This is a genomic window from Bacillus coreaensis (assembly GCF_050586445.1).
GTDB lineage: Bacteria > Bacillota > Bacilli > Bacillales > Cytobacillaceae > Robertmurraya_A > Robertmurraya_A coreaensis.
This window is the reverse complement of record NZ_JBOCCY010000022.1, coordinates 43025-63530: the sequence shown is the minus strand read 5'-3', so window position 1 is coordinate 63530 and position 20506 is coordinate 43025. Positions and strand designations below refer to the sequence as shown.

Here is a 20506-nt window from a genome sequence, read left to right as displayed (position 1 = left end):
TTGCATGTATTAGGCACGCCGCCAGCGTTCGTCCTGAGCCAGGATCAAACTCTCCAATAAAGAGTAAGATTAGCTCTTAAAGTTAAAACGTTGGCTAGTGTGTTTTTCAACACTAATCATTTATTTGTTGACGTATGATTTGTTTAGTTTTCAAAGAACAACTTGGTTCTCTATCGCTCAAAAGCGACTTTATCAATATACCATTTAACCAATCGCTCGTCAACATTTTTTAAAAGTATTTTTTCTTAAAGTTCGTTGTTCTGCAGCGACGTTTATTAATATAACAAGGTTTAAAAATAATGTCAACAGTTTTTATCCTTTCTTTTCTTTTCTTTGATTGGCAGACCTTGTGTACTTTAGACATTCCTTTGCTGGCGCTACACGCTTAAACAGCGTAAATAGAATTTTGTATCTTTCCTCCATAGCTCTCTTTACAACATGATCAATTCGCTCATCTTTTAAATCAAACAAAATTTCATCCATTTCTCTCTTTATAAGGTACTCTATCTCTTTGACTTCTTTCACATTGATTAACAATCCTAGCATAAAACATATACACTCCTTTAACAATTTAGTTATTGTAGTGTGTTCCTAATTTCACCATTTTATAAGCATAAAACTAATTCTTTTTGAATAGATTTGAGACAAGTAGTGTTTTGGGACGAGGTGAGAGGATGAAATTTTTCTATGTGTTAAATGGCAAATCATTAAAACAATTTATCCTTGTAGGAGTCGCAGCATTTTTCACAGCCTGGTTTTTGTATTTAGAAAATTACGTAAATGTACCAGCGTTTTCAGGGAAAGACGGTCCAAAGGCAGTCTATAAGGGCGAAAAGGACTTAGCTGTTAGCTTTAATATTGGTTGGGGTGATGAAAAAGCTGAGCCGATTTTAGATGTTTTAAAAAGTAAAAATGTAAAATCAGCGACTTTTTTTTTATCAGGTTCTTGGGCAGAAAGACACCCACATATTGTGGAGAGAATTGTTAAAGAGGGATACGAGATTGGAATGCTTGGATATAATTATGAAGATTATACCGAACTAGAAGAAGATAAAATGGTAAAGGATATCGCAAGGGCTCAAGAAGCCTTTAGGAAACTCGGAATAAAGGATATAAAACTATTACGAGCACCTACAGGTCACTTTGACCAAAAAACCTTAAAGGTAGCTGACCGCTTTGGACTTACCGTGATCCATTGGAGTATTGACTCAAAAGACTGGACTAACCCGGGTGTCGAGATCATTCAAGAAAATGCAGCGAAAGCAACCAAGGGGGATATTATTCTCCTTCATGCATCAGATTCTGCCAAACAGACAGCCGCTGCGCTTCCATCTATTATTGATGATATTAATAAAAAAGGATTAAAACTTGTATCTGTCTCCGAAATGATAGCAAACGCTACCTCCTCTTCAAAAGAAATAAAATAAATTAAGCCGTCTCATTTAGACGGCTTTTTTGCTCTTTGCACTATTTGAAATAAATTTGGGTAATGCTAATAACTGATAGGCATTACAAATAAGCAAAGGGAAAATCATTAAGTACAACCAACTCTTTTCATTTACTCGAAGAATGGGTACCCATTCTAAAACTGTAACAACAATCATAAAAAAGAGCGCAGGTATAAATGCTTCTTTATTTGTTAGTCTCGCTTTGTAATATGCCGCAATAATCCCACAAACAGCGATGAATAAAGCAAGTCCTAAATAAGGAACAAAACTATCTCCTTTTTCAGAAAAAGCATTAAAACGTAAATAAACTAAATCAAAAAGAACAAAGATGATAAGTACCACTTGTACACTATTCCAAAGCTTTACAGACTTAAATATACCTAAACCAAAACGATGGACCGTTAAGTAAGCAAAGAAGCCCATTTGACTAATAAGGCTAAATATCAATCCAACCCCTACTAACCACGCTAGGATTGATAATATTTCAACCATCTGAAAATCAGTAAAAAACGGCTCGAATTCTTTCCAACGAACAATAAAGCCAACGATTCCTGTTGTAATTCCCCCGATTAAAAGCGTCGAGAAAAACATCCTTACCAAGTTACGGCTATTCAACGTAATTTCCCCCAATTATGTAATCATTCCTTATTGATTGTACCAACCAAAGTATGAAAAATCTAGGTTCGAGCAGGAAACGTATAATTTTTGTCGTTTATCTTCATCATAAACTATAGTTACTATCGAAAGGAGCGTTAATCATGCCTAAAAAGTCTTTAGTGCTCCCTCTTTTAATAAGTGGGTTACTTCTTACTGGTTGTGCTGAAGCAGACACAAGCAGCCAAATGGATTACGAAGAAACAAAAAAAATGGTAGTTGATATCTTAAAAACAGATGATGGAAAAAAAGCCATAAAAGATGTGATGAATGATGAAACCATGAAGGAAACATTGATCATGGACCAAGCAGTTGTATCAGATACAGTAGAAAAGGCATTAACCTCAGACCAGGGGACAGCATTCTGGAAGAAGTCATTTGAAGATCCAAAGTTCTCTGAAAGTGTAGCAAAAAGCATGAGAACAGAAAATGAAACCCTTTTAAAAGATCTAATGAAGGATCCAGAGTATCGAACCATGATGATTGATGTACTAAAAGACCCGGAACTCGAAAAAGAAGTAACAACCATTTTAAAAAGTGCCGAATACAGAAAGCATGTTCAAGCGGTTATGACCGAAACATTTGAGAGTCCATTATTTAAAGCAAAAATTCAAGATCTTATTTTAAAAGCTGTAGAAGAGGTAGCGGAACAAAGCGGAAGTAAGGAAGAAGCAAAAGAAGAAGGTACGGGGGCATAGAAAAGCAGGTCTGCGCTTAATTAAAAGGTGGTTCTAGTGCTTTTCTTAAAATACGTGCAGAAATGACAGTCTTACTATAAAAATAAGCGTAGATTTTCCGGTTAATTAAAGAATGGAGCCCGTTTTCAGGGAAAATAAGGGGAGGTTTTCCGCTTATGCACAGCAAAATCAACCATTTTCGAGTTTTTCGAGTCAATAGGCGGAATCTCTCCGTCTATATAAGCTCCTTTTAATAATATTTACTAAATAGGCGGAGTTTCTCCGTCTATTTATTCATTCAGGTCTTACCATCCCCCAACCATCTTTAATAAGAGAGCACCAGAAAACAGAAACTACAAGCACTTTATCTCTACTTGCTCTCCTTGCATAAAAAACCTCTCCAAGCGGAGAGGTTTTCCTTATTTGCTGAGTGACTCGATGATCGTACCTGCAATTTCTTTGTAAATTTGACCTAATTTATGGTCTTCATGATAAACAGAAGGGGCAAAATCGTCTTCATTCCAATCTGGCTGACCAAGAGGTAATTTGCCAAGCACCTTCGTTTGAAGCTCATCAGCAAGCTTCTCTCCTCCACCCTGGCCGAACACATATTCCTTTTCCCCGGTTAACTTACTTTCAAAGTAAGACATATTTTCTACTACACCTAAAATCTCATGATCTGTTTTTAGAGCCATGGCACCCGCTCTCGCAGCGACAAACGCAGCTGTTGGATGTGGAGTTGTGACAATAATCTCTTTACAAGCTGGAAGCATACTATGCACATCAAGAGCTACATCACCTGTTCCAGGAGGCAAGTCGAGTAGTAAATAATCTAGATCTCCCCATTCTACTTCATTGAAAAAGCTGTTCAGCATTTTTCCAAGCATCGGTCCTCGCCAAATGATGGGAGAATTATCTTCTACAAAAAAGCCCATGGAGATAACTTTTACACCGAAGCGTTCGACCGGTATGATTTTTTCACCACGTACAGCTGGACGTTTCGTAATGCCCATCATATCTGGTACACTAAACCCATAAATATCGGCATCCACTAGCCCAACTTTTTTTCCTAATCTAGCTAATGAAACAGCTAGATTCACTGACACCGTCGATTTCCCTACTCCACCTTTTCCACTTGCGATCGCAATAAAGGTGGTCTTACTTCCTGGAGTTAAAAGACCTTGTGATTCCTCCTCTTGAGCGGAACGGAACTTTTCAAGTGTCTCTTGTGGCAATTCAAAAAAACGGATTCCGACTGACTCTGCACCCGCTCCCTTTAATAGATTTACTATTTTCATCTGTAACTGAAGCTGTTCAGCTGTTCCTGTTTTTGCAATTCCTATTTTAACACTTACATGTTTTTTCTCTTCTTTAATTTTTACTTCTTCAATGGCATTTAACTCTTCCAATGTCTTATGTAAAAATGGTTCCTCTATACTTTGTAGAAGTTCAATCACCTTTGCTTCTGTTAACAACTTTTACACCGCCTTTTTGAATTCGTTTGCATATTTTATTATAACATAATCCTCTGTAGATACAGTTAACTGCATCACACTCATATATAAGAAAAAAAGAAGGTGGTTTTATTTCACCTTCTTACTCCGCTTCAATTAATTCACTTTCATTTGTGAAGTATCTTAGCATTCCTTTATAAATAGAAGCTGCTACCTTATCTTGATACTCCTCTGTCTTTAATATCTGCTTTTCTGTAGGATTTGATAAAAAGCCTACCTCCACTAATACCCCTGGTTTCTTTGCATTTTTCAAGATATACACAGAGCTCAACGGTTTTGCTTTACGATCCGTATTTTCAAGATTGATTCGAAGCTCGTCCTGAATGAACTTGGCAGCTTTAGCGTTGTCCTTTAACTGTGGTGCATAAAATGTCTGTGCACCACTCCATTTCTGTGAAGGTATCGAATTTAAATGAACACTAACAAAAAAGTTCGCTTCCGATTCATTAATCATGGCTAAACGCTTTTTTAAATCCTCTACTTTTCTCCTGCTATACCCTCTAGTTCCATCCTCAGCTAAGTCCTTATCTTCCTCTCTAGTCATAATAACTAAAGCACCTTGCTCTTGAAGATAGTCTCGTAATTTCTTCGATACACTTAATGCAATATCCTTTTCAAGCGCACCCTCTTCACCAGCTCCTCCATCAGGTCCACCATGGCCAGGGTCGAGCAAGATGATTTGCCCTGAAAGTGGAAGACTCCAGGAATTCCAGGATTCTTTGGTTTTAAAATAATCGTACTGAAGAATAAAAAATAAAATAACTAGTCCAACGGTAAAAGCAATGATTTTCGTTCTTTTGCTCATCTCTATGCGTCAGTCCTTCCCATCCGTCCAATATTCAATTTAATATATGGGACAAGATGGGATTATAGAACATTAAGTTAATGAAGCCTTAGTTTGTGTCTTCTTTCTCCTGTATGAAAGCCTTCATGCCACCAACTTTCAACATACTGCTCACATAAGTAAAAAAGGGATTCACTATAAACTCCTTCCGTTCCCTTTCCCCAATAAAGGAGGAAATTATAAAGTGTATCAATTAGATGCTTTTCCTCTTTATGACATCGGTCCTTAATACTGTCTACTGACTCTCCATAAAATCCAAATTTACTAAAGTGGGCACCTAGAAGATAAGCTTCAATTGCTACATCATAACAAGCCTCTTCAATCCCTGATTGTGTTAGTAAGTTAGCCGTTATACGAGATGAACCAAAATATTGTTTGACTCTTTCCTTTAACATTTTCAATGAGATTTCTCTTAAGACTGATTTTTCATATTTCAACTGTTTTTCACGTTTTTTATCTTTAAAGGTTGTAATTACGTTCACTACATCGTCACCCCTTTCGATTATTCTTTAACGCCGAAAAGAGAGACATACAGATTTGCTACTGAATTCACCTTCCAATTTTTTTGGTTAATTTTCCTACACATGTATTGATAATATTTTACAAGGAATTAAAATAGATGAAATAAATGTATGCAGGAATATGGTGCAAGGGCTAGAATTTATTACCAGATAGGTAAAATTTAAATAAGGGTGGGTTATTAGTATGAACCAACTAGAAATTGATGCACTTGAGATATTAGATCGGATAACAGATGGTTTCTTCTCGGTTGATACAAATTGGAACTTCACCTATATTAACTCCGAAGCAGCCCGATTACTTTTCCGAAATCGAGAAGATCTTTTTGGTAAAAACATTTGGATTGAATTCCCTGAAGCAGTTCATTTAGCTTTCTACGAACAGTACTACAAAGCTGTACATGAACAAGTACCAGTAACATTTAATTCTTTTTTTCCTCCACTAAATACTTGGTTTGATGTAAGAGCCTATCCATCATCCAATGGCCTTTCCGTGTACTTTTTGGATGTTACAGCAGAAAAGAAAGCTGCTTCCAAAAAACAGCAACATTATAAATCCCTATTTGAGCAAAATCCAGACGCAGTTTTCTCTTTTGATTTAGAAGGAAATTACCTTAGTGTGAACTCAGCAATGGAGCGCTTGTTAGGTTATTCAGAAAAGGAATTTCTCCAATTAACTTATCTTCCCCTTGTTGAAGAAGCAGAATTACAAAGAACCAGAAATCACTATGAAAAGGCAGCAACAGGATTTACCCAACATTATGAAACAAAGGCTTTACATAAAGATGGACGAGTCGTTCATGTGAGTGTAACAAACATTCCAATCATAGTTGATCATGAGGTAGTAGGTGTATATGGGATCGCCAAGGATATCACAGATCAGAAGGCCACCGAGCAACAACTTATAAAATCTGAAAAGCTATCAGCAGTTGGTCAGCTGTCCGCTTCGATCGCACATGAAATACGAAACCCCCTTACCGCTCTTAAGGGTTTTCTCCAAATCATGATGTCATCTGCCCCAAGCAAAGAAATATGCTATTACGAAATCATGGCGGGTGAGATTGCACGCATTGAACAAATTACTGGTGAGTTACTGATGGTGGCTAAACCTCAAGTTCAGCATTTTCGCTATGAGGATCTAACAGAGATCTTTCATGATGTGACGACATTGCTCGGCTCACAAGCACTAATGAATCGAGTGAACATTCATTTTACTGCTGAAGATATTCCCCTAGTATACTGTGTAGCCAATCAATTAAAACAAGTGTTCATTAACCTCATAAAGAATGCAATTGAATCCATGCCATCGGGAGGAGATATCCATGTGCTTTTAGAAAGTTCTCCTAACGGGCAAGTTTCTATTAAAATTACAGACCAAGGCTGTGGCATCCCGGAAGATTTACTTGAAAATATCGGCATACCATTTTATACAACAAAACAAAAAGGAACGGGTTTAGGTATGATGACCAGCTTTAAAATTATTGAATCACATACGGGAACAATGGAAATTACAAGTAAAGAAACGGAAGGAACGAGTGTTAAGATCACTTTACCTGTTCATTTTGCAGAGTAAACATTCATATAATAGAGAGGAGGTGTTTTTTTTATTAAAACAAAAAGACCCCCAACCATTGGTTGAGAGTCCTTGATAAGCGCAAAATTAACGCTTTGAGAACTGAGGTGCACGACGAGCGCCTTTAAGACCGTATTTCTTACGTTCTTTCATACGAGCGTCACGAGTTAATAATCCAGCACGCTTAAGTGTTGGACGGTATTCTGGGTCAACGTTTAGTAACGCACGAGCGATACCGTGGCGGATAGCGCCAGCTTGACCAGTGTAACCTCCACCATTAACGTTAACAAGAATATCATAGCTACCTAGAGTTTCTGTTGCGTTTAATGGTTGCTTTACTACTTCACGTAGTGCTTCGAATGGAATGTAATCAGTGATGTCACGATCGTTGATTGTAATTTTACCGCTGCCTGGAACTAGACGAACACGTGCAACGGAGCTTTTACGACGACCAGTACCAATGTATTGAACCTGTGCCAATATAATACCCTCCCTTTAATTATCCACGAAGTTCGTAAACTTCAGGTTGTTGTGCTTGGTGCGGATGCTCGCTACCAGCGTATACGTGTAACTTTCTGAACATTTGACGACCTAAAGAATTTTTAGGAAGCATGCCTTTAATAGCAAGCTCTAACATTCTTTCAGCGTAGTTTGTACGCATTTCAAGAGCCGTTCTAGTTTTTAAACCACCTGGGTGCATAGTGTGACGGTAGTAGATCTTGTCAGTTAATTTCTTACCAGTTAACTCGATCTTTGAAGCATTGATTAGAATTACGTTATCACCAGTGTCAACATGTGGTGTGAAAGTTGGTTTATGTTTCCCACGTAGAATTGATGCAACTTCTGAAGCAAGACGTCCAAGAGTTTTGCCTTCTGCATCAATCACGTACCATTTACGTTCAATATTGTTTGAATTAGCCATAAACGTTGTACGCATTGAATAGTTCCCTCCTAAATTATACATTCATAAAATTTGTTCTGGCATGCTTTCCACACGTGTTCCGACATGTGTTCAGTCATGATTTACGTATATCTCGACATAATAAGTTAACGGGGCTTATCATGGGATTAAAATACATACATTTGATATCATATACTGCTTCAGCCCTGATGTCAAGGAAATGTTACACCAGGATTAGTTGTCATAGAAAATTTTTTAATAATCTTTTCTACTTTATAACTACGATTTTACTCATAAAACACTTCCCAAAGGTATAACCCTTGGGGAGGAGCAGTTCTCCCTGCGAAGGTTCGGTCTTTTTTTTCAATTATCCCTGGGATAGAGCCAGGCGTAATTTCTCCATTTCCCACCTGTATAAGGGTGCCTACAATGATCCGAACCATATTATAAAGAAACCCATTTCCACAAAAGCGAAGTACTAGTTGTTCACCCTCACCAGAAATATCTAGATCGTATATCGTTCTTACACGATCCACTACTTCTGTCTTTGCGGAACAGAAGCTCGTAAAATCGTACTCACCAATAAAGTAGGCACTAGCCTCTTTCATGCTATCTAGGTCTAACGGGTAAGGAAAATGATACGAATAGTTTCTTTGAAATGGATCACGAATTTTCCGGTTATCAATAAAATATCGATACTCTTTTCCCCCTGCATCAAAACGCGCATGAAAGTCTTGATCCACTTCCTCGATCGCTAAAATCGCAATCTCACTTGGCAAAACTCCATGTAATGCTAATTGCCACTTGGCTAAAGGGATGTTTAGATTCGAGTCAAAATGAATAACTTGCCCCTTTGCATGTACTCCTGCATCTGTACGACCAGAAGCTGTCACCTTTACTTGTCTGCCTTTGTGAAGCTTTGCAAGGGCTGCCTCTAGCTCTGATTGTACTGTACGCTTATTAGGCTGTACCTGATAGCCATGAAATGCTGTCCCGTCATAAGATATTTTACACTTATATCTCTTCATGGAAATCACACCTTTACGCTCGTAGTACCGTTAATAGAGCTGTAACTAGCCCTAAGGCCAATAGCATGGATGTATCTCTGGCGCCCCAGCTCAATTGCCGATACTTCGTTCTTCCCTCTCCGCCACGGTATCCCCTTGCCTCCATCGCAATAGCGAGTTCCTCCGCCCGTTTAAACGATGAAATAAACAATGGGATAAGTAATGGGATAATTGCCTTTACACGGTCTTTTACAGGTCCTCCAGTAAAGTCAACACCTCGAGCAGACTGTGCTTTCATAATTTTGTCTGTCTCTTGCATAAGAGTGGGAATGAACCTTAGGGATATGGACATCATTAACGCAAGTTCATGAACCGGAAATTTAACTTTCTTTAACGGCCCAAGAAGCTCTTCTAATCCATCTGTTATCTCAATAGGTGTGGTTGTTAACGTTAAAAGTGAAGTCATGAGAATAAGCAAAAAGAATCGCACAGAAATAAAAAGGCCTTGCTTGATTCCTTCTTCATATACTTCTATCCAACCCCACTGAAAAAGAAGATTCCCTTCCTTGGTTAAAAAAAGATGAAGAAACAATGTAAAAACAACTAACCACAATACCGGCTTTAAGCCAGCCATGATAAACCGAATAGAAATTTTTGATAAAGAAAGCATGATAATCGTATACAATAGTAGCGTTCCATACGTTAGGGCATTGTTTGCTAAAAACACCACACAAACAAATAAAAAGATGAGAACTAGTTTTGAACGAGGATCCATCCGATGCAACACAGAATCTGCAGGAATATAACGACCAAATATCATTTTATCCATCTATTTAAATCCTCCCTGCAAATGTTTGACCATCGTTTCAGATAACTCTTCGATGGTTAAACATGTTTTCCCTAGTGATTGTCCAAATTCAGCCTCAAACTTTCTCTGGAAGCGTACCACCTCTGGAACATCAAGTCCAAGCTCAAATAGTCCTTCAGGGTCACTGAAAATCTCCGTTGGATTTCCCTTCCTGTATACACGACCTTGATGCATTATCGCAATCTGGTCAGCGTAAAGGGCTGCGTCCTCCATACTATGAGTAACAAGAATCGTAGAAAGGCTTCGTTCCTTATGTAAGGAATAAAACATATCCATTATTTCTTTTCTACCACGAGGGTCTAAACCTGCAGTTGGCTCGTCTAATACAATAACATCCGGTTGCATCGCAAGGACTCCGGCAATAGCTACCCTTCTCATCTGTCCGCCTGATAAGTCAAAAGGAGACTTTTGAAGAACCCCCTCCTGTAAGCCTACTTGGCGTATCGCAAATCTTGCTCGTTCCTTTGCCTCTGATTCAGAAACACCAAAATTCATTGGGCCAAAGCATATATCCTTTTCTACTGTTTCTTCAAACAGCTGATGCTCTGGGAATTGAAAAACAATACCGACCCTTTTTCTAACTTCTTTAAGGTTCTTTTGCTTTTTATCGCTAGTGATGACTCGATCTCCAATGACAACCTTGCCATTCGTCGGTTTTAATAGAGCATTTAAATGCTGAATAACCGTGGATTTTCCAGAACCCGTATGCCCAATGATCGCCAAAAAAGTTCCTGCTTTTATTTCAATGGAAACATCTACTAAAGCAAGACGTTCAAAGGGTGTATTTGCTGAATATTTGTATTCTACTTCTTGGAGTGAGATGTCCATAATTGTTTCACCAACTCTTCTTCTGATAGATAATGTTTATCTAAGGTCATGCCTAACTCTTTTAACTTCTTGCTCAATTTTACGGAAAAAGGAATATCCAGCCCTAATGAAATAAGCTCTTCTTCGAGTTGAAAAATTTCCTTTGGGCTGCCTTCTTTATACACCTGCCCTCTATTCATAACAATCATTCGGTCAGCCTTGGCAGCTTCCTCTAAATCATGCGTAATAGATACAACAGTTAAATCGTTATCACTTTTAAGCTCTCGAATCGTTTCTAAAACCTGTTCACGCCCTTTTGGGTCAAGCATAGAGGTAGCTTCGTCTAAAACGATAATAGCCGGTTTTAGAGCTAATACAGAAGCTATAGCTACTCGCTGCTTTTGTCCACCTGATAGATGATGAGGTTCTTGTAATAAAAACTGACTCATCTTCACTTGCTCTAATGCTTCCTGAACACGGACAATCATTTCCTCCCGAGGAACACCATGATTCTCAAGCCCAAATGCTACATCATCCTGAACGGTAGTACCAACAAACTGATTATCCGGATTTTGGAATACCATACCGACCATTTTTCTAGTATCCCAAACCGTTTCTTCTGATATCTTCGTTCCACCAATTGTAATGGAACCTTTTTCGGCAAATTGAAGCCCATTCAAAAGCTTCGCAAGCGTTGACTTACCAGATCCATTATGACCTACAATGGCAAGCCATTCGCCTTTATTTATGTTAAAGGAGACATCATTTAAGGCGTACTCCTCTTGAAGATCATATTTAAAAGAGACATTCTCAATCTGAACGATGGATGCTACCAAATTACTCATCTCCTCTCAACTACCATTTCATATCTATAAGAAAAACCCAATATTATAAAGAAAACTCGCCAATCTTGGCGAGCTTTGAAAGTGAAGACACGGACCATTCACCGTAAAAATATAAAAAATAATATGTATGATGGCATGAATGAATGTCTCATTGACTTCTTATTTCAATGCTCTTTCCTAAATAAAGCCTGCGCCTCCTCTTCATTCCAAATGAGAGCAAGGCGCATGAGCTAGACGAGAAGTGAAAACATATACATACACCCTCATCGTAACACTCGTTGGGCTTAAAACTTTAGATAGTCAACGGCTCATTACAGCAAAAGGGCAGAGAACAAGTTCCTGTGTAAACTGTCCTTCACCCTTGTTGTCTGTACTAGCTATTAAACTAATTCGATAATAACCATTGGAGCTCCGTCTCCACGACGTGGTCCAAGTTTCATGATTCTAGTGTAACCGCCTTGACGCTCTTCGTAACGACCAGCGATGTCACTGAATAATTTTTGAACAGCATCTTGGTTAGTTTCAGCGTTAGCTACTTCGTGACGAACGTAAGCAGATGCTTGACGACGAGCATGAAGGTCCCCACGCTTACCAAGAGTAATCATTTTCTCAACTACTGAACGAAGTTCTTTAGCACGAGCTTCAGTTGTTTCAATACGCTCATTAATGATTAAGTCTGTTGTTAAATCACGTAACATAGCCTTACGTTGAGCACTAGTGCGTCCTAACTTTCTGTATCCCATGAAAGTTTCCCTCCTTTGTTGAAGTCATTTATCTCTAGTTGCTTAAGACTTGGAATGGTAAAAGGTTTGACCTAAGATCAATCGTCTTTACGTAATCCTAATCCAAGCTCTTCAAGTTTGTGTTTTACTTCCTCAAGAGACTTACGACCTAAGTTACGTACCTTCATCATGTCCTCTTCTGTCTTGTTAGCAAGCTCTTGAACAGTATTGATGCCAGCACGCTTTAAGCAGTTGTATGAACGAACGGATAAATCCAATTCTTCAATCGTCATCTCAAGTACTTTTTCTTTTTGATCTTCTTCTTTTTCAACCATGATCTCAGCATTTTGTGCTTCATCAGTTAAACCAACAAAGATATTTAAATGCTCAGTTAAGATTTTCGCTCCAAGTGCAACAGCATCTTGAGGACCAGTGCTTCCATCAGTCCATACATCGAAAGTTAACTTATCATAGTTAGTCATTTGACCGACACGAGTGTTTTCTACTTGGTAGACAACACGTGAAACTGGAGTGTAGATGGAGTCGATAGGAATAACACCGATTGGTTGATCCTCTCTCTTGTTCTGATCAGCAGGTGTATACCCTCTTCCACGCTTAGCAGTTAAGCGCATGCGAAGATTGCCGTTCGAACCAAGGGTCGCAATGTGTAGATCCGGGTTTAATATCTCGACATCACTGTCATGAGTTACGTCAGCCGCAGTCACTACTCCCTCACCTTGCACATCAATTTCAAGCGTCTTCTCTTCATCAGAGTAGATTTTCAGTGCCAGTTTCTTAATATTTAAAATAATAGAAGTAACATCTTCTACGACGCCTTCAATTGTTGAGAATTCATGAAGCACCCCATCGACTTGAATCGATGTGACCGCCGCACCTGGGAGTGACGACAATAGGATACGACGTAAGGAGTTACCCAAAGTAGTACCATATCCACGCTCTAGTGGTTCTACGACGAACTTCCCGTACTTGGCATCATCGCTGATCTCAACCGTTTCGATTTTTGGTTTTTCTATTTCGATCATCAAATATACCCTCCTTCAAAACGTCGAAACCTCGGTTAGTGTGTTTAACCGAAATTCCCCCTGTATACGTTCCCGCTTGTGCACAACAACTGGAAAAATGATCCTGTATAAACGTATAAAGTTCTTATCATATCCCATTATAGACAGGGATTTTTTTTCTATACAGAAAAATTATACACGACGACGTTTTGGTGGACGACATCCGTTATGAGGAACTGGAGTTACGTCTCTAATAGCAGTAACTTCTAGACCAGCAGCTTGAAGAGCACGGATAGCAGCTTCACGTCCTGCACCAGGTCCTTTAACTGTTACTTCTAAAGTTTTCATTCCATGTTCCATAGATGATTTAGCTGCTGTTTCAGCTGCCATTTGCGCTGCAAAAGGAGTAGATTTACGAGAACCTTTAAATCCTAATGAACCAGCACTTGACCATGAAAGAGCATTTCCATGAACATCTGTGATTGTTACAATCGTGTTATTGAATGTAGAACGGATATGAGCAATCCCTTGTTCAATATTCTTTTTTACACGACGCTTACGAGTATTAGTTTTACGAGCCATTTAAAGTACCTCCTTTACCGATTATTTCTTCTTGTTAGCTACAGTCTTACGTGGACCTTTACGAGTACGTGCATTGTTCTTCGTGTTTTGTCCGCGAACTGGTAATCCACGACGATGACGAAGACCACGGTATGAACCGATTTCCATTAAACGCTTGATGTTTAAAGAAATTTCACGACGAAGGTCACCTTCAACCTTTAATTTATCAACGATGTCACGGATTTTGTTAAGCTCTTCTTCCGTTAAATCACGCACACGAGTCTCTTCTGAAACACCAGCTTCAGCCAATACTTTATGTGCAGTATTTTTACCAATACCATAGATGTAAGTTAATGAGATTACTACACGCTTTTCACGTGGAATATCAACACCTGCAATACGTGCCATTTACTAGAGCACCTCCCTCATTATTAGCCTTGTTTTTGTTTATGCTTAGGGTTTTCACAAATAACCATAACTTTGCCGCGTCTACGGATAACTTTACACTTTTCGCAGATCGGCTTAACAGATGGTCTCACTTTCATTATCCTAACCTCCTTGATATTACGGAGTGCAACAGATTATTTAAAGCGGTAAGTAATTCTTCCGCGTGTTAAGTCATATGGGGATAGCTCAACAGTTACTTTGTCACCAGGCAAAATACGGATGAAGTGCATACGAATTTTACCGGAAACATGAGCTAGTACTGTATGACCATTTTCTAATTCTACCTTAAACATAGCGTTAGGCAAAGTTTCAAGAACCGTACCTTCAATTTCAATTACATCATCTTTCGCCATAGAACTAGTCTCCCTTCTACTCATCAGTTACATGATCCATTAAATACTTACTGAAAGAAATCGTAGCTTTCCAATGCAACACGACCGGTTAATACACTACAATTTTCTAGCAACCTTATAATTATAGCATATTAAAAAGGATTTGCCCAATTTTAATAACAAAAATATTACTAAACTCTTGACAGTTCCCTTGGCTTTACAAGTTAAGCTTTTGTAAGAATTTCAAAACCCGCTTCAGTGATAGCAATTGTATGTTCAAAGTGAGCACACATTCTCCCATCGACTGTAACAACGGTCCAATCGTCAGCTAATGTCTTAACATAACGACTTCCTGCATTCACCATCGGCTCAACCGCTAGTACCATCCCAGGTTTTAAACGCGGGCCTTTATTAGGTGGACCATAATGGGGAATTTGAGGATCCTCATGTAAGTCTTGCCCTATTCCGTGCCCTACATACTCGCGCACAACTGAAAACCCGTTTGCTTCCACATAAGTTTGAATCGCGTGGGAGATGTTCGACAGACGATCACCTGGCTTAGCTTCGTTAAGTCCCTTGTATAAGGATTCCTCCGTAACATCTAATAGACGCTGTGTCTCCTCATCAATAGAACCTACGGCATAAGTCCAAGCTGAATCACCATGATAGCCATTATATTCAGCACCGATATCAATACTGATAATATCACCATTGTTCAATACACGATTTCCAGGAATACCATGCACCAGTTCTTCATTTACGGAAGCACAGATGCTGCCGGTAAATCCGTTATAGCCTTTAAAGGACGGCTTCGCATCATGCTTTCTTATAAAAGCTTCAGCAATTTTATCCAGTTCCTTCGTAGTTATACCGGGAACGATATGCTTTTTTAACTCCTGGTGCGTAAGTGCAACGATGCGACCAGCTTCACGCATTATTTCAATCTCACGCGGAGTCTTGCAAATAATCATTTACGCAAGCTCCCGAAGAAGGCTGTCAATATCTTTGAATACATCATGAATATCTTGCTGACCGTTAATATTTTTCAGATAACCTTTCGTTTCATAGAAATGAAGTAAAGGTTCTGATTGTTGAATGTTTACTTCTAAGCGGTTATGAACCGTCTCTTCGTTATCATCTGCACGCTGATAAAGCTCTCCACCACAACGGTCACATGTTCCATCCTTTGCAGGAGGATTGAAAACCAAGTGATAAGTAGCTCCACATTCTTTACAAATACGACGACCAGTTAAACGTTCCATCAGAATATTATGGTCTACATCAATATTTAAACAGTAGTCAATTTTCTTATCTAAATCAGTAAGCATATTCTCTAGCGCTTCTGCTTGAGCAACAGTTCTAGGAAAACCATCAAGTAAGAATCCCTTTTGACAGTCATCTTTACTTAATCTCTCACGAACAATACCGATTGTTACTTCATCAGGAACAAGCGCTCCTTGATCCATGAAAGATTTTGCTTTTAAACCTAGCTCTGTTCCTTCCTTCATTGCAGCACGGAACATATCTCCTGTCGAGATATGAGGGATAGAATATTTTTCAACGATTTTTTCAGCTTGAGTGCCTTTTCCCGCACCTGGCAGCCCCATCAAAACTAAATTCACTCTGGCTCCCCCTCAGTCTCTAAAACGGCGTTTGGGAACATATGTCCCCAAATCCGAATTATTTTATAAATCCTTTATAGTGACGCTTAACAAGTTGAGCTTCAAGCTGTTTCATTGTTTCGAGGGCAACCCCGATAACGATAAGCAAGCTCGTTCCACCAATTTGAGCAGATTCCGGAAGACCCGCAAACTTCACAAAAAAGACTGGAAGAATGGCAATAGCTGATAAGAACAGCGCACCAACAAAAGTTAAGCGGTATAATACACGCGTTAAATATTCTTGAGTGTTCTTACCTGGACGAATTCCTGGAATATACCCACCTTGCTTCTTCAAGTTTTCAGCCACTTGTTCTGGGTTTACTTGAATGAATGCATAGAAATATGTGAACGCAATAATTAGCGCACAGTAGATCACCATTCCAATTGGATGTGTATAATCAAAAATTCGTTCAATCCAAATTGTTACGCTATTTTGCTCGAAGAACTGTGCAATCGTTCTAGGAGTAATAATAAACGATACTGCAAAGATAACAGGGATAACTCCAGCCGCATTTACCTTTAAAGGCAAGTGAGTGGATTGTCCCGCAGGCGATGTGCCAGCAGTCATTTTCTTTGCATATTGAATTGGGATTTTACGTAAAGCTTGTTGAATAAAGATAGTTCCTACAATAATCGCAATTACTGCTAAAACAATCAACAGGACTGTTACGATATTTAAGAAAAGCTGGTCACCCGCATCTTGAAACTGCTGTGCATAAATTTGGTTGGCTATATTCGGAATACTAGCAACGATACCAGCAAAGATGATAATCGAAATACCATTTCCGACTCCTTTTGAAGTGATTTGTTCACCTAACCATAGAAGGAAAGCCGTACCGCCTGTTAATACAGTTGCGATTAAAAGATAAGTTCCGATACCAGGCTTCTCAATCAATAATCCACCAGCAAGATTATTAAAACCATAAGACATTCCGAACGCTTGAATAAATCCAAGTACGATCGTAAAATAGCGGGTAAACTGAGCAAGCTTACGACGACCTACATCTCCTTGCTTTGACCACTCCGTAAACTTCGGTACTACATCCATCTGTAAAAGTTGAATGATAATAGACGCTGTAATATACGGCATGATCCCCATAGCAAGGATAGAGAAGTTACTAAGTGCTCCCCCACCAAATGTATTCAGTACTCCAAATACACTAAGTTGATCTTGTGCTTTTAAAATATCGGTATTTACATGTGGAACAGGAATAAATGTCCCGATTCTAAATACAATCAACATTAAAAGGGTGAATATGATTTTTCGTCTTATATCACCCACGCGCATAAAATTGGAGATTGTCTGAAACATTAAATCACCTCAGTTTGACCGCCGGCAGCTTCGATAGCTTCCTTTGCAGCAGAGGAGAATTTATGAGCTTTTACAGTAAGCTTTTTCTCAACATTGCCTTTAGCAAGAATCTTGATTCCTGCTTTTTCACTGCTAACCACACCAGTTTCAATAAGAAGTTCTGGAGTAACTTCAGTTCCGTCTTCGAAACGGTTTAGTGCATCAAGGTTTACAATAGCGTATTCCTTGCGGTTGATGTTGGTAAATCCACGTTTAGGTAAACGTTGGAATAAAGGTGTTTGACCACCCTCGAAGCCAGGACGTACACCGCCACCAGAACGAGCATTTTGACCTTTATGACCTTTACCAGCAGTTTTACCTTGCCCAGAACCGATACCGCGTCCAAGACGCTTGCGCTCACGACGAGAACCTTCTGCAGGTTTTAATTCATGAAGTTTCATATTGGCACCTCCTTATTAAAAGAAAAAAATCAATTTATTTTTCTACAACTGTTACAAGGTGGGCAACTTTATTGATCATACCGCGAATAGCAGCATTATCTTGTTGCTCAACAGTTTGGTGAATTTTACGTAAACCAAGTGCTTTAACAGTTTCTTTTTGATCTTGTGGACGACCAATCACACTGCGAGTGAGGGTAATTTCTAATTTATTAGCCATTATCTTTCCCTCCCTTAACCTAACAGTTCTTCTACTGATTTTCCACGCAATTTAGCTACGTCTTCAGCACGTTTTAGTTGTTTTAAACCGTCCAAAGTTGCACGAACCATGTTAATTGGTGTGTTTGTACCTAAAGATTTTGATAAGATATCAGCTACACCAGCTAATTCTAGTACCGCACGAACTGGACCACCAGCGATAACCCCAGTACCTTCAGAAGCAGGCTTTAGAAGGATTTCACCAGCACCGAAGTGTCCGATTACTTGGTGAGGAATCGTAGTACCTACCATTGGTACCTCGATTAAGTTTTTCTTAGCATCTTCAATTGCTTTACGGATTGCATCTGGTACTTCTTGTGCTTTACCAGTACCAAAGCCAACGTGGCCGTTTTTGTCACCTACTACTACTAGAGCAGAGAAACGGAAACGACGTCCACCTTTAACAACTTTCGCAACACGGTTAACCGTAACTACGCGTTCTTCAAGTTCAAGTTTGTTTGGATCAATACGACGCATCTTTTTGTGTCCCTCCTTTGTCTATTAAAATTCTAAGCCGTTTTCACGAGCAGCATCTGCTAGTGCTTTCACGCGTCCATGATATAAGTATCCTCCACGATCGAAAACAACAGCTTTAACGCCTTTTTCTACAGCACGCTTTGCAACTAATTCTCCGACCTTAACCGCTGCATCAACGTTACCAGTAGATTCAAGACCGATTTCTTTATCTAAAGTTGAAGCACTCGCTAAAGTTACTCCACTTACATCGTCAATTAGTTGTGCATAAATGTGCTTGCTTGAACGGAACACATTTAGACGAGGACGAGCTGCAGTACCGCTAAGTTTTGAACGCACACGTGCGTGTCTTTTCTTACGCGTTGCATTTTTGTCAGCCTTCGTAATCATTTTGGTCACTCCTTTCGTTTACCCCTTAGGGCATTACTTACCTGTCTTACCTTCTTTACGACGAACGAATTCGCCTTCATAACGGATTCCTTTACCTTTGTAAGGTTCTGGAGGACGAACGTCACGAATGTTAGCAGCAAGTGCGCCAACGCGCTCCTTGTTTGTACCTTTTACGATTACACGTGTATTTGAAGGTACTTCGATCTCGATACCTGTTTCAGGTTCGATTTCTACTGGATGAGAGTAACCAACGTTTAATACAAGCTTCGTACCTTGCTTTTGAGCACGGTAACCAACCCCGATTAATTCAAGTGTTCTTTCGAACCCTTTTGATACACCTTCAACCATGTTTGAAAGTAATGCGCGAGTAGTACCGTGCAATGCGCGGTGTTCCTTCGCATCAGATGGACGAGAAACGTTAATTACGTTCTCCTCTACCTTAATTTCGATATCTGGATTAAATGAACGACTTAGTTCACCTTTAGGACCTTTTACTGTTACGTTGCTTCCATCAACTGTTACTGTAACGCCAGATGGAATTTCAACTGGTTTTTTACCTACGCGAGACATTTAGTGCACCTCCATTCTTTAAGAAACTCTATTACCAAACGTATGCTAGTACTTCTCCGCCTACTTGCTTTGCGCGAGCTTCTTTATCAGTAAGAACGCCTTGAGAAGTAGATACTAATGCGATTCCAAGACCGTTAAGTACACGTGGAACCTCTGTAGCTTTTGCATATACACGAAGACCAGGCTTACTGATACGCTTAAGACCAGTAATAACACGTTCGTTATTCGAACCGTACTTTAAGAAGATACGGATGATTCCTTGCTTGTTATCCTCGATATATTCAACATCACGCACGAAGCCTTCACGCTTTAAGATTTCAGCGATTTCTTTCTTCGTGTTAGAAGCAGGAACTTCTAATTTTTCGTGACGAACCATGTTCGCATTACGGATGCGAGTTAGCAAATCTGCAATTGGATCTGTCATGACCATTGTTTTTTACCTCCTTCCCAAACTCTAGTTTTACCAGCTAGCTTTTTTCACACCAGGAATTTGCCCTTTGTATGCTAATTCACGGAAACAAATACGGCAAAGCTTAAATTTACGGTATACAGAATGTGGACGTCCGCAACGTTCGCAACGTGTGTATTCTTGAACCTTGAATTTAGGCGTGCGTTTTTGTTTCGCAATCATTGACTTTTTAGCCACGTTTTCGCCTCCCTCTAT

At 39.3% G+C, this 20506-nt stretch carries 30 protein-coding genes and 1 rRNA gene; 3 read left to right on the top strand and 28 right to left on the bottom strand.

The window, feature by feature from the left end:
- Nucleotides 1-60, bottom strand: a 16S ribosomal RNA gene (locus ACQ5H4_RS21590); the annotation flags it as partial.
- A 252-nt stretch (nt 61-312) separates the two neighbouring features.
- Nucleotides 313-546, bottom strand: coding sequence for a hypothetical protein (locus ACQ5H4_RS21585; RefSeq protein WP_430776972.1), 234 nt, complete (start codon nt 544-546; stop codon nt 313-315).
- Between the two features lie 128 nt (nt 547-674).
- Between ACQ5H4_RS21585 and pdaB the strand changes: the two genes are divergently transcribed.
- Nucleotides 675-1427, top strand: a complete 753-nt coding sequence (pdaB, locus tag ACQ5H4_RS21580; RefSeq protein ID WP_430776971.1) for a polysaccharide deacetylase family sporulation protein PdaB — start codon at nt 675-677, stop codon at nt 1425-1427.
- A 15-nt stretch (nt 1428-1442) separates the two neighbouring features.
- Here pdaB and ACQ5H4_RS21575 read toward each other — a convergent pair whose 3' ends face one another.
- Entirely contained in the window at nt 1443-2063 is a 621-nt protein-coding gene (locus ACQ5H4_RS21575) for a KinB-signaling pathway activation protein (RefSeq protein WP_430776970.1), read from the bottom strand.
- 143 nt (nt 2064-2206) lie between these two features.
- Between ACQ5H4_RS21575 and gerD the strand changes: the two genes are divergently transcribed.
- On the top strand, nt 2207-2800 hold the full coding sequence (gerD, locus tag ACQ5H4_RS21570; RefSeq protein WP_430776969.1) for a spore germination lipoprotein GerD: 594 nt from the start codon (nt 2207-2209) through the stop codon (nt 2798-2800).
- Between the two features lie 398 nt (nt 2801-3198).
- Here gerD and ACQ5H4_RS21565 read toward each other — a convergent pair whose 3' ends face one another.
- The 3 genes from ACQ5H4_RS21565 to ACQ5H4_RS21555 all read right to left on the bottom strand — a co-directional run bounded on the left by ACQ5H4_RS21565 (nt 3199) and on the right by ACQ5H4_RS21555 (nt 5619).
- Nucleotides 3199-4254 (bottom strand): Mrp/NBP35 family ATP-binding protein, encoded by a 1056-nt coding sequence (locus tag ACQ5H4_RS21565; RefSeq protein ID WP_430776968.1) that lies wholly within the window; start codon nt 4252-4254, stop codon nt 3199-3201.
- Nucleotides 4255-4375: 121 nt separating this feature from the next.
- Entirely contained in the window at nt 4376-5098 is a 723-nt protein-coding gene (cwlD, locus tag ACQ5H4_RS21560) for an N-acetylmuramoyl-L-alanine amidase CwlD (protein WP_430776967.1), read from the bottom strand.
- 77 nt (nt 5099-5175) lie between these two features.
- On the bottom strand, nt 5176-5619 hold the full coding sequence (locus ACQ5H4_RS21555) for a YbaK family protein (RefSeq protein WP_430776966.1): 444 nt from the start codon (nt 5617-5619) through the stop codon (nt 5176-5178).
- Nucleotides 5620-5842: 223 nt separating this feature from the next.
- On the opposite strand from ACQ5H4_RS21555, the gene ACQ5H4_RS21550 reads away from it, so the two are divergent.
- On the top strand, nt 5843-7228 hold the full coding sequence (locus ACQ5H4_RS21550; protein WP_430776965.1) for a PAS domain S-box protein: 1386 nt from the start codon (nt 5843-5845) through the stop codon (nt 7226-7228).
- Nucleotides 7229-7315: 87 nt separating this feature from the next.
- Here ACQ5H4_RS21550 and rpsI read toward each other — a convergent pair whose 3' ends face one another.
- The 22 genes from rpsI to rpsN all read right to left on the bottom strand — a co-directional run bounded on the left by rpsI (nt 7316) and on the right by rpsN (nt 20488).
- The gene (gene rpsI, locus ACQ5H4_RS21545) at nt 7316-7708 is read right to left on the bottom strand and encodes a 30S ribosomal protein S9 (RefSeq protein ID WP_066058480.1); all 393 of its coding nucleotides are present in this window, start codon (nt 7706-7708) and stop codon (nt 7316-7318) included.
- Nucleotides 7709-7727: 19 nt separating this feature from the next.
- On the bottom strand, nt 7728-8165 hold the full coding sequence (gene rplM, locus ACQ5H4_RS21540; RefSeq protein ID WP_066058483.1) for a 50S ribosomal protein L13: 438 nt from the start codon (nt 8163-8165) through the stop codon (nt 7728-7730).
- A gap of 251 nt (nt 8166-8416) precedes the next feature.
- Nucleotides 8417-9157: a tRNA pseudouridine(38-40) synthase TruA gene (gene truA, locus ACQ5H4_RS21535; protein WP_430776964.1), complete on the bottom strand. Its 741-nt coding sequence runs from the start codon at nt 9155-9157 to the stop codon at nt 8417-8419.
- 13 nt (nt 9158-9170) lie between these two features.
- Nucleotides 9171-9965, bottom strand: a complete 795-nt coding sequence (locus ACQ5H4_RS21530) for an energy-coupling factor transporter transmembrane component T family protein (protein ID WP_430776963.1) — start codon at nt 9963-9965, stop codon at nt 9171-9173.
- The gene (locus ACQ5H4_RS21525) at nt 9966-10832 is read right to left on the bottom strand and encodes an energy-coupling factor ABC transporter ATP-binding protein (protein ID WP_430776962.1); all 867 of its coding nucleotides are present in this window, start codon (nt 10830-10832) and stop codon (nt 9966-9968) included.
- Nucleotides 10808-11656: an energy-coupling factor ABC transporter ATP-binding protein gene (locus ACQ5H4_RS21520; protein WP_430776961.1), complete on the bottom strand. Its 849-nt coding sequence runs from the start codon at nt 11654-11656 to the stop codon at nt 10808-10810. The genes ACQ5H4_RS21525 and ACQ5H4_RS21520 overlap by 25 nt, the downstream gene beginning before the upstream one ends.
- Nucleotides 11657-12036: 380 nt before the next feature.
- A complete protein-coding gene (gene rplQ, locus ACQ5H4_RS21515) occupies nt 12037-12399 on the bottom strand; it encodes a 50S ribosomal protein L17 (protein ID WP_066058495.1) in 363 nt (120 codons plus the stop codon).
- Nucleotides 12400-12476: 77 nt separating this feature from the next.
- A complete protein-coding gene (locus ACQ5H4_RS21510; RefSeq protein ID WP_066058497.1) occupies nt 12477-13421 on the bottom strand; it encodes a DNA-directed RNA polymerase subunit alpha in 945 nt (314 codons plus the stop codon).
- 171 nt (nt 13422-13592) lie between these two features.
- Nucleotides 13593-13982: a 30S ribosomal protein S11 gene (rpsK, locus tag ACQ5H4_RS21505; RefSeq protein ID WP_160547956.1), complete on the bottom strand. Its 390-nt coding sequence runs from the start codon at nt 13980-13982 to the stop codon at nt 13593-13595.
- A 21-nt stretch (nt 13983-14003) separates the two neighbouring features.
- The gene (rpsM, locus tag ACQ5H4_RS21500; RefSeq protein WP_160547957.1) at nt 14004-14369 is read right to left on the bottom strand and encodes a 30S ribosomal protein S13; all 366 of its coding nucleotides are present in this window, start codon (nt 14367-14369) and stop codon (nt 14004-14006) included.
- Between the two features lie 23 nt (nt 14370-14392).
- On the bottom strand, nt 14393-14506 hold the full coding sequence (rpmJ, locus tag ACQ5H4_RS21495) for a 50S ribosomal protein L36 (protein ID WP_000868344.1): 114 nt from the start codon (nt 14504-14506) through the stop codon (nt 14393-14395).
- 36 nt (nt 14507-14542) lie between these two features.
- Nucleotides 14543-14761, bottom strand: a complete 219-nt coding sequence (gene infA, locus ACQ5H4_RS21490) for a translation initiation factor IF-1 (RefSeq protein ID WP_019157108.1) — start codon at nt 14759-14761, stop codon at nt 14543-14545.
- A 203-nt stretch (nt 14762-14964) separates the two neighbouring features.
- A complete protein-coding gene (gene map, locus ACQ5H4_RS21485) occupies nt 14965-15711 on the bottom strand; it encodes a type I methionyl aminopeptidase (protein WP_430776960.1) in 747 nt (248 codons plus the stop codon).
- On the bottom strand, nt 15712-16362 hold the full coding sequence (locus ACQ5H4_RS21480; RefSeq protein ID WP_430776959.1) for an adenylate kinase: 651 nt from the start codon (nt 16360-16362) through the stop codon (nt 15712-15714).
- Nucleotides 16363-16420: 58 nt separating this feature from the next.
- Nucleotides 16421-17713: a preprotein translocase subunit SecY gene (secY, locus tag ACQ5H4_RS21475; RefSeq protein WP_430776958.1), complete on the bottom strand. Its 1293-nt coding sequence runs from the start codon at nt 17711-17713 to the stop codon at nt 16421-16423.
- Complete coding sequence (rplO, locus tag ACQ5H4_RS21470) at nt 17713-18153, bottom strand: 50S ribosomal protein L15 (RefSeq protein WP_066058511.1); 441 nt, start codon at nt 18151-18153, stop codon at nt 17713-17715. The genes secY and rplO overlap by 1 nt, the downstream gene beginning before the upstream one ends.
- A gap of 34 nt (nt 18154-18187) precedes the next feature.
- On the bottom strand, nt 18188-18370 hold the full coding sequence (gene rpmD / locus ACQ5H4_RS21465) for a 50S ribosomal protein L30 (RefSeq protein ID WP_119706280.1): 183 nt from the start codon (nt 18368-18370) through the stop codon (nt 18188-18190).
- Nucleotides 18371-18384: 14 nt separating this feature from the next.
- Nucleotides 18385-18885 (bottom strand): 30S ribosomal protein S5, encoded by a 501-nt coding sequence (gene rpsE, locus ACQ5H4_RS21460; protein ID WP_066058517.1) that lies wholly within the window; start codon nt 18883-18885, stop codon nt 18385-18387.
- A 24-nt stretch (nt 18886-18909) separates the two neighbouring features.
- Nucleotides 18910-19272, bottom strand: a complete 363-nt coding sequence (gene rplR / locus ACQ5H4_RS21455; RefSeq protein ID WP_066058521.1) for a 50S ribosomal protein L18 — start codon at nt 19270-19272, stop codon at nt 18910-18912.
- A 33-nt stretch (nt 19273-19305) separates the two neighbouring features.
- Entirely contained in the window at nt 19306-19842 is a 537-nt protein-coding gene (gene rplF, locus ACQ5H4_RS21450) for a 50S ribosomal protein L6 (protein ID WP_119706279.1), read from the bottom strand.
- A gap of 31 nt (nt 19843-19873) precedes the next feature.
- A complete protein-coding gene (gene rpsH / locus ACQ5H4_RS21445) occupies nt 19874-20272 on the bottom strand; it encodes a 30S ribosomal protein S8 (protein WP_066058527.1) in 399 nt (132 codons plus the stop codon).
- 30 nt (nt 20273-20302) lie between these two features.
- Nucleotides 20303-20488 (bottom strand): 30S ribosomal protein S14, encoded by a 186-nt coding sequence (gene rpsN, locus ACQ5H4_RS21440; protein WP_001085700.1) that lies wholly within the window; start codon nt 20486-20488, stop codon nt 20303-20305.
- Nucleotides 20489-20506: the final 18 nt, after the last annotated feature.

Coding starts and splice junctions, on each gene's coding strand:
- rpmD (WP_119706280.1), bottom strand. CDS start 18,370: ATGGCTAATAAATTAGAAATTACCCTCACTCGCAGTGTGATTGGTCGT.
- secY (WP_430776958.1), bottom strand. CDS start 17,713: ATGTTTCAGACAATCTCCAATTTTATGCGCGTGGGTGATATAAGACGA.
- ACQ5H4_RS21525 (WP_430776962.1), bottom strand. CDS start 10,832: ATGGACATCTCACTCCAAGAAGTAGAATACAAATATTCAGCAAATACA.
- ACQ5H4_RS21550 (WP_430776965.1), top strand. CDS start 5,843: ATGAACCAACTAGAAATTGATGCACTTGAGATATTAGATCGGATAACA.
- rpsK (WP_160547956.1), bottom strand. CDS start 13,982: ATGGCTCGTAAAACTAATACTCGTAAGCGTCGTGTAAAAAAGAATATT.
- rplR (WP_066058521.1), bottom strand. CDS start 19,272: ATGATTACGAAGGCTGACAAAAATGCAACGCGTAAGAAAAGACACGCA.
- ACQ5H4_RS21530 (WP_430776963.1), bottom strand. CDS start 9,965: ATGGATAAAATGATATTTGGTCGTTATATTCCTGCAGATTCTGTGTTG.
- ACQ5H4_RS21510 (WP_066058497.1), bottom strand. CDS start 13,421: ATGATCGAAATAGAAAAACCAAAAATCGAAACGGTTGAGATCAGCGAT.
- rplF (WP_119706279.1), bottom strand. CDS start 19,842: ATGTCTCGCGTAGGTAAAAAACCAGTTGAAATTCCATCTGGCGTTACA.
- rplM (WP_066058483.1), bottom strand. CDS start 8,165: ATGCGTACAACGTTTATGGCTAATTCAAACAATATTGAACGTAAATGG.
- ACQ5H4_RS21585 (WP_430776972.1), bottom strand. CDS start 546: ATGCTAGGATTGTTAATCAATGTGAAAGAAGTCAAAGAGATAGAGTAC.
- infA (WP_019157108.1), bottom strand. CDS start 14,761: ATGGCGAAAGATGATGTAATTGAAATTGAAGGTACGGTTCTTGAAACT.
- rpmJ (WP_000868344.1), bottom strand. CDS start 14,506: ATGAAAGTGAGACCATCTGTTAAGCCGATCTGCGAAAAGTGTAAAGTT.
- rpsE (WP_066058517.1), bottom strand. CDS start 18,885: ATGCGTCGTATTGATCCAAACAAACTTGAACTTGAAGAACGCGTAGTT.
- rpsH (WP_066058527.1), bottom strand. CDS start 20,272: ATGGTCATGACAGATCCAATTGCAGATTTGCTAACTCGCATCCGTAAT.
- gerD (WP_430776969.1), top strand. CDS start 2,207: ATGCCTAAAAAGTCTTTAGTGCTCCCTCTTTTAATAAGTGGGTTACTT.
- rplQ (WP_066058495.1), bottom strand. CDS start 12,399: ATGGGATACAGAAAGTTAGGACGCACTAGTGCTCAACGTAAGGCTATG.
- truA (WP_430776964.1), bottom strand. CDS start 9,157: ATGAAGAGATATAAGTGTAAAATATCTTATGACGGGACAGCATTTCAT.
- rplO (WP_066058511.1), bottom strand. CDS start 18,153: ATGAAACTTCATGAATTAAAACCTGCAGAAGGTTCTCGTCGTGAGCGC.
- map (WP_430776960.1), bottom strand. CDS start 15,711: ATGATTATTTGCAAGACTCCGCGTGAGATTGAAATAATGCGTGAAGCT.
- pdaB (WP_430776971.1), top strand. CDS start 675: ATGAAATTTTTCTATGTGTTAAATGGCAAATCATTAAAACAATTTATC.
- cwlD (WP_430776967.1), bottom strand. CDS start 5,098: ATGAGCAAAAGAACGAAAATCATTGCTTTTACCGTTGGACTAGTTATT.
- rpsM (WP_160547957.1), bottom strand. CDS start 14,369: ATGGCACGTATTGCAGGTGTTGATATTCCACGTGAAAAGCGTGTAGTA.
- ACQ5H4_RS21520 (WP_430776961.1), bottom strand. CDS start 11,656: ATGAGTAATTTGGTAGCATCCATCGTTCAGATTGAGAATGTCTCTTTT.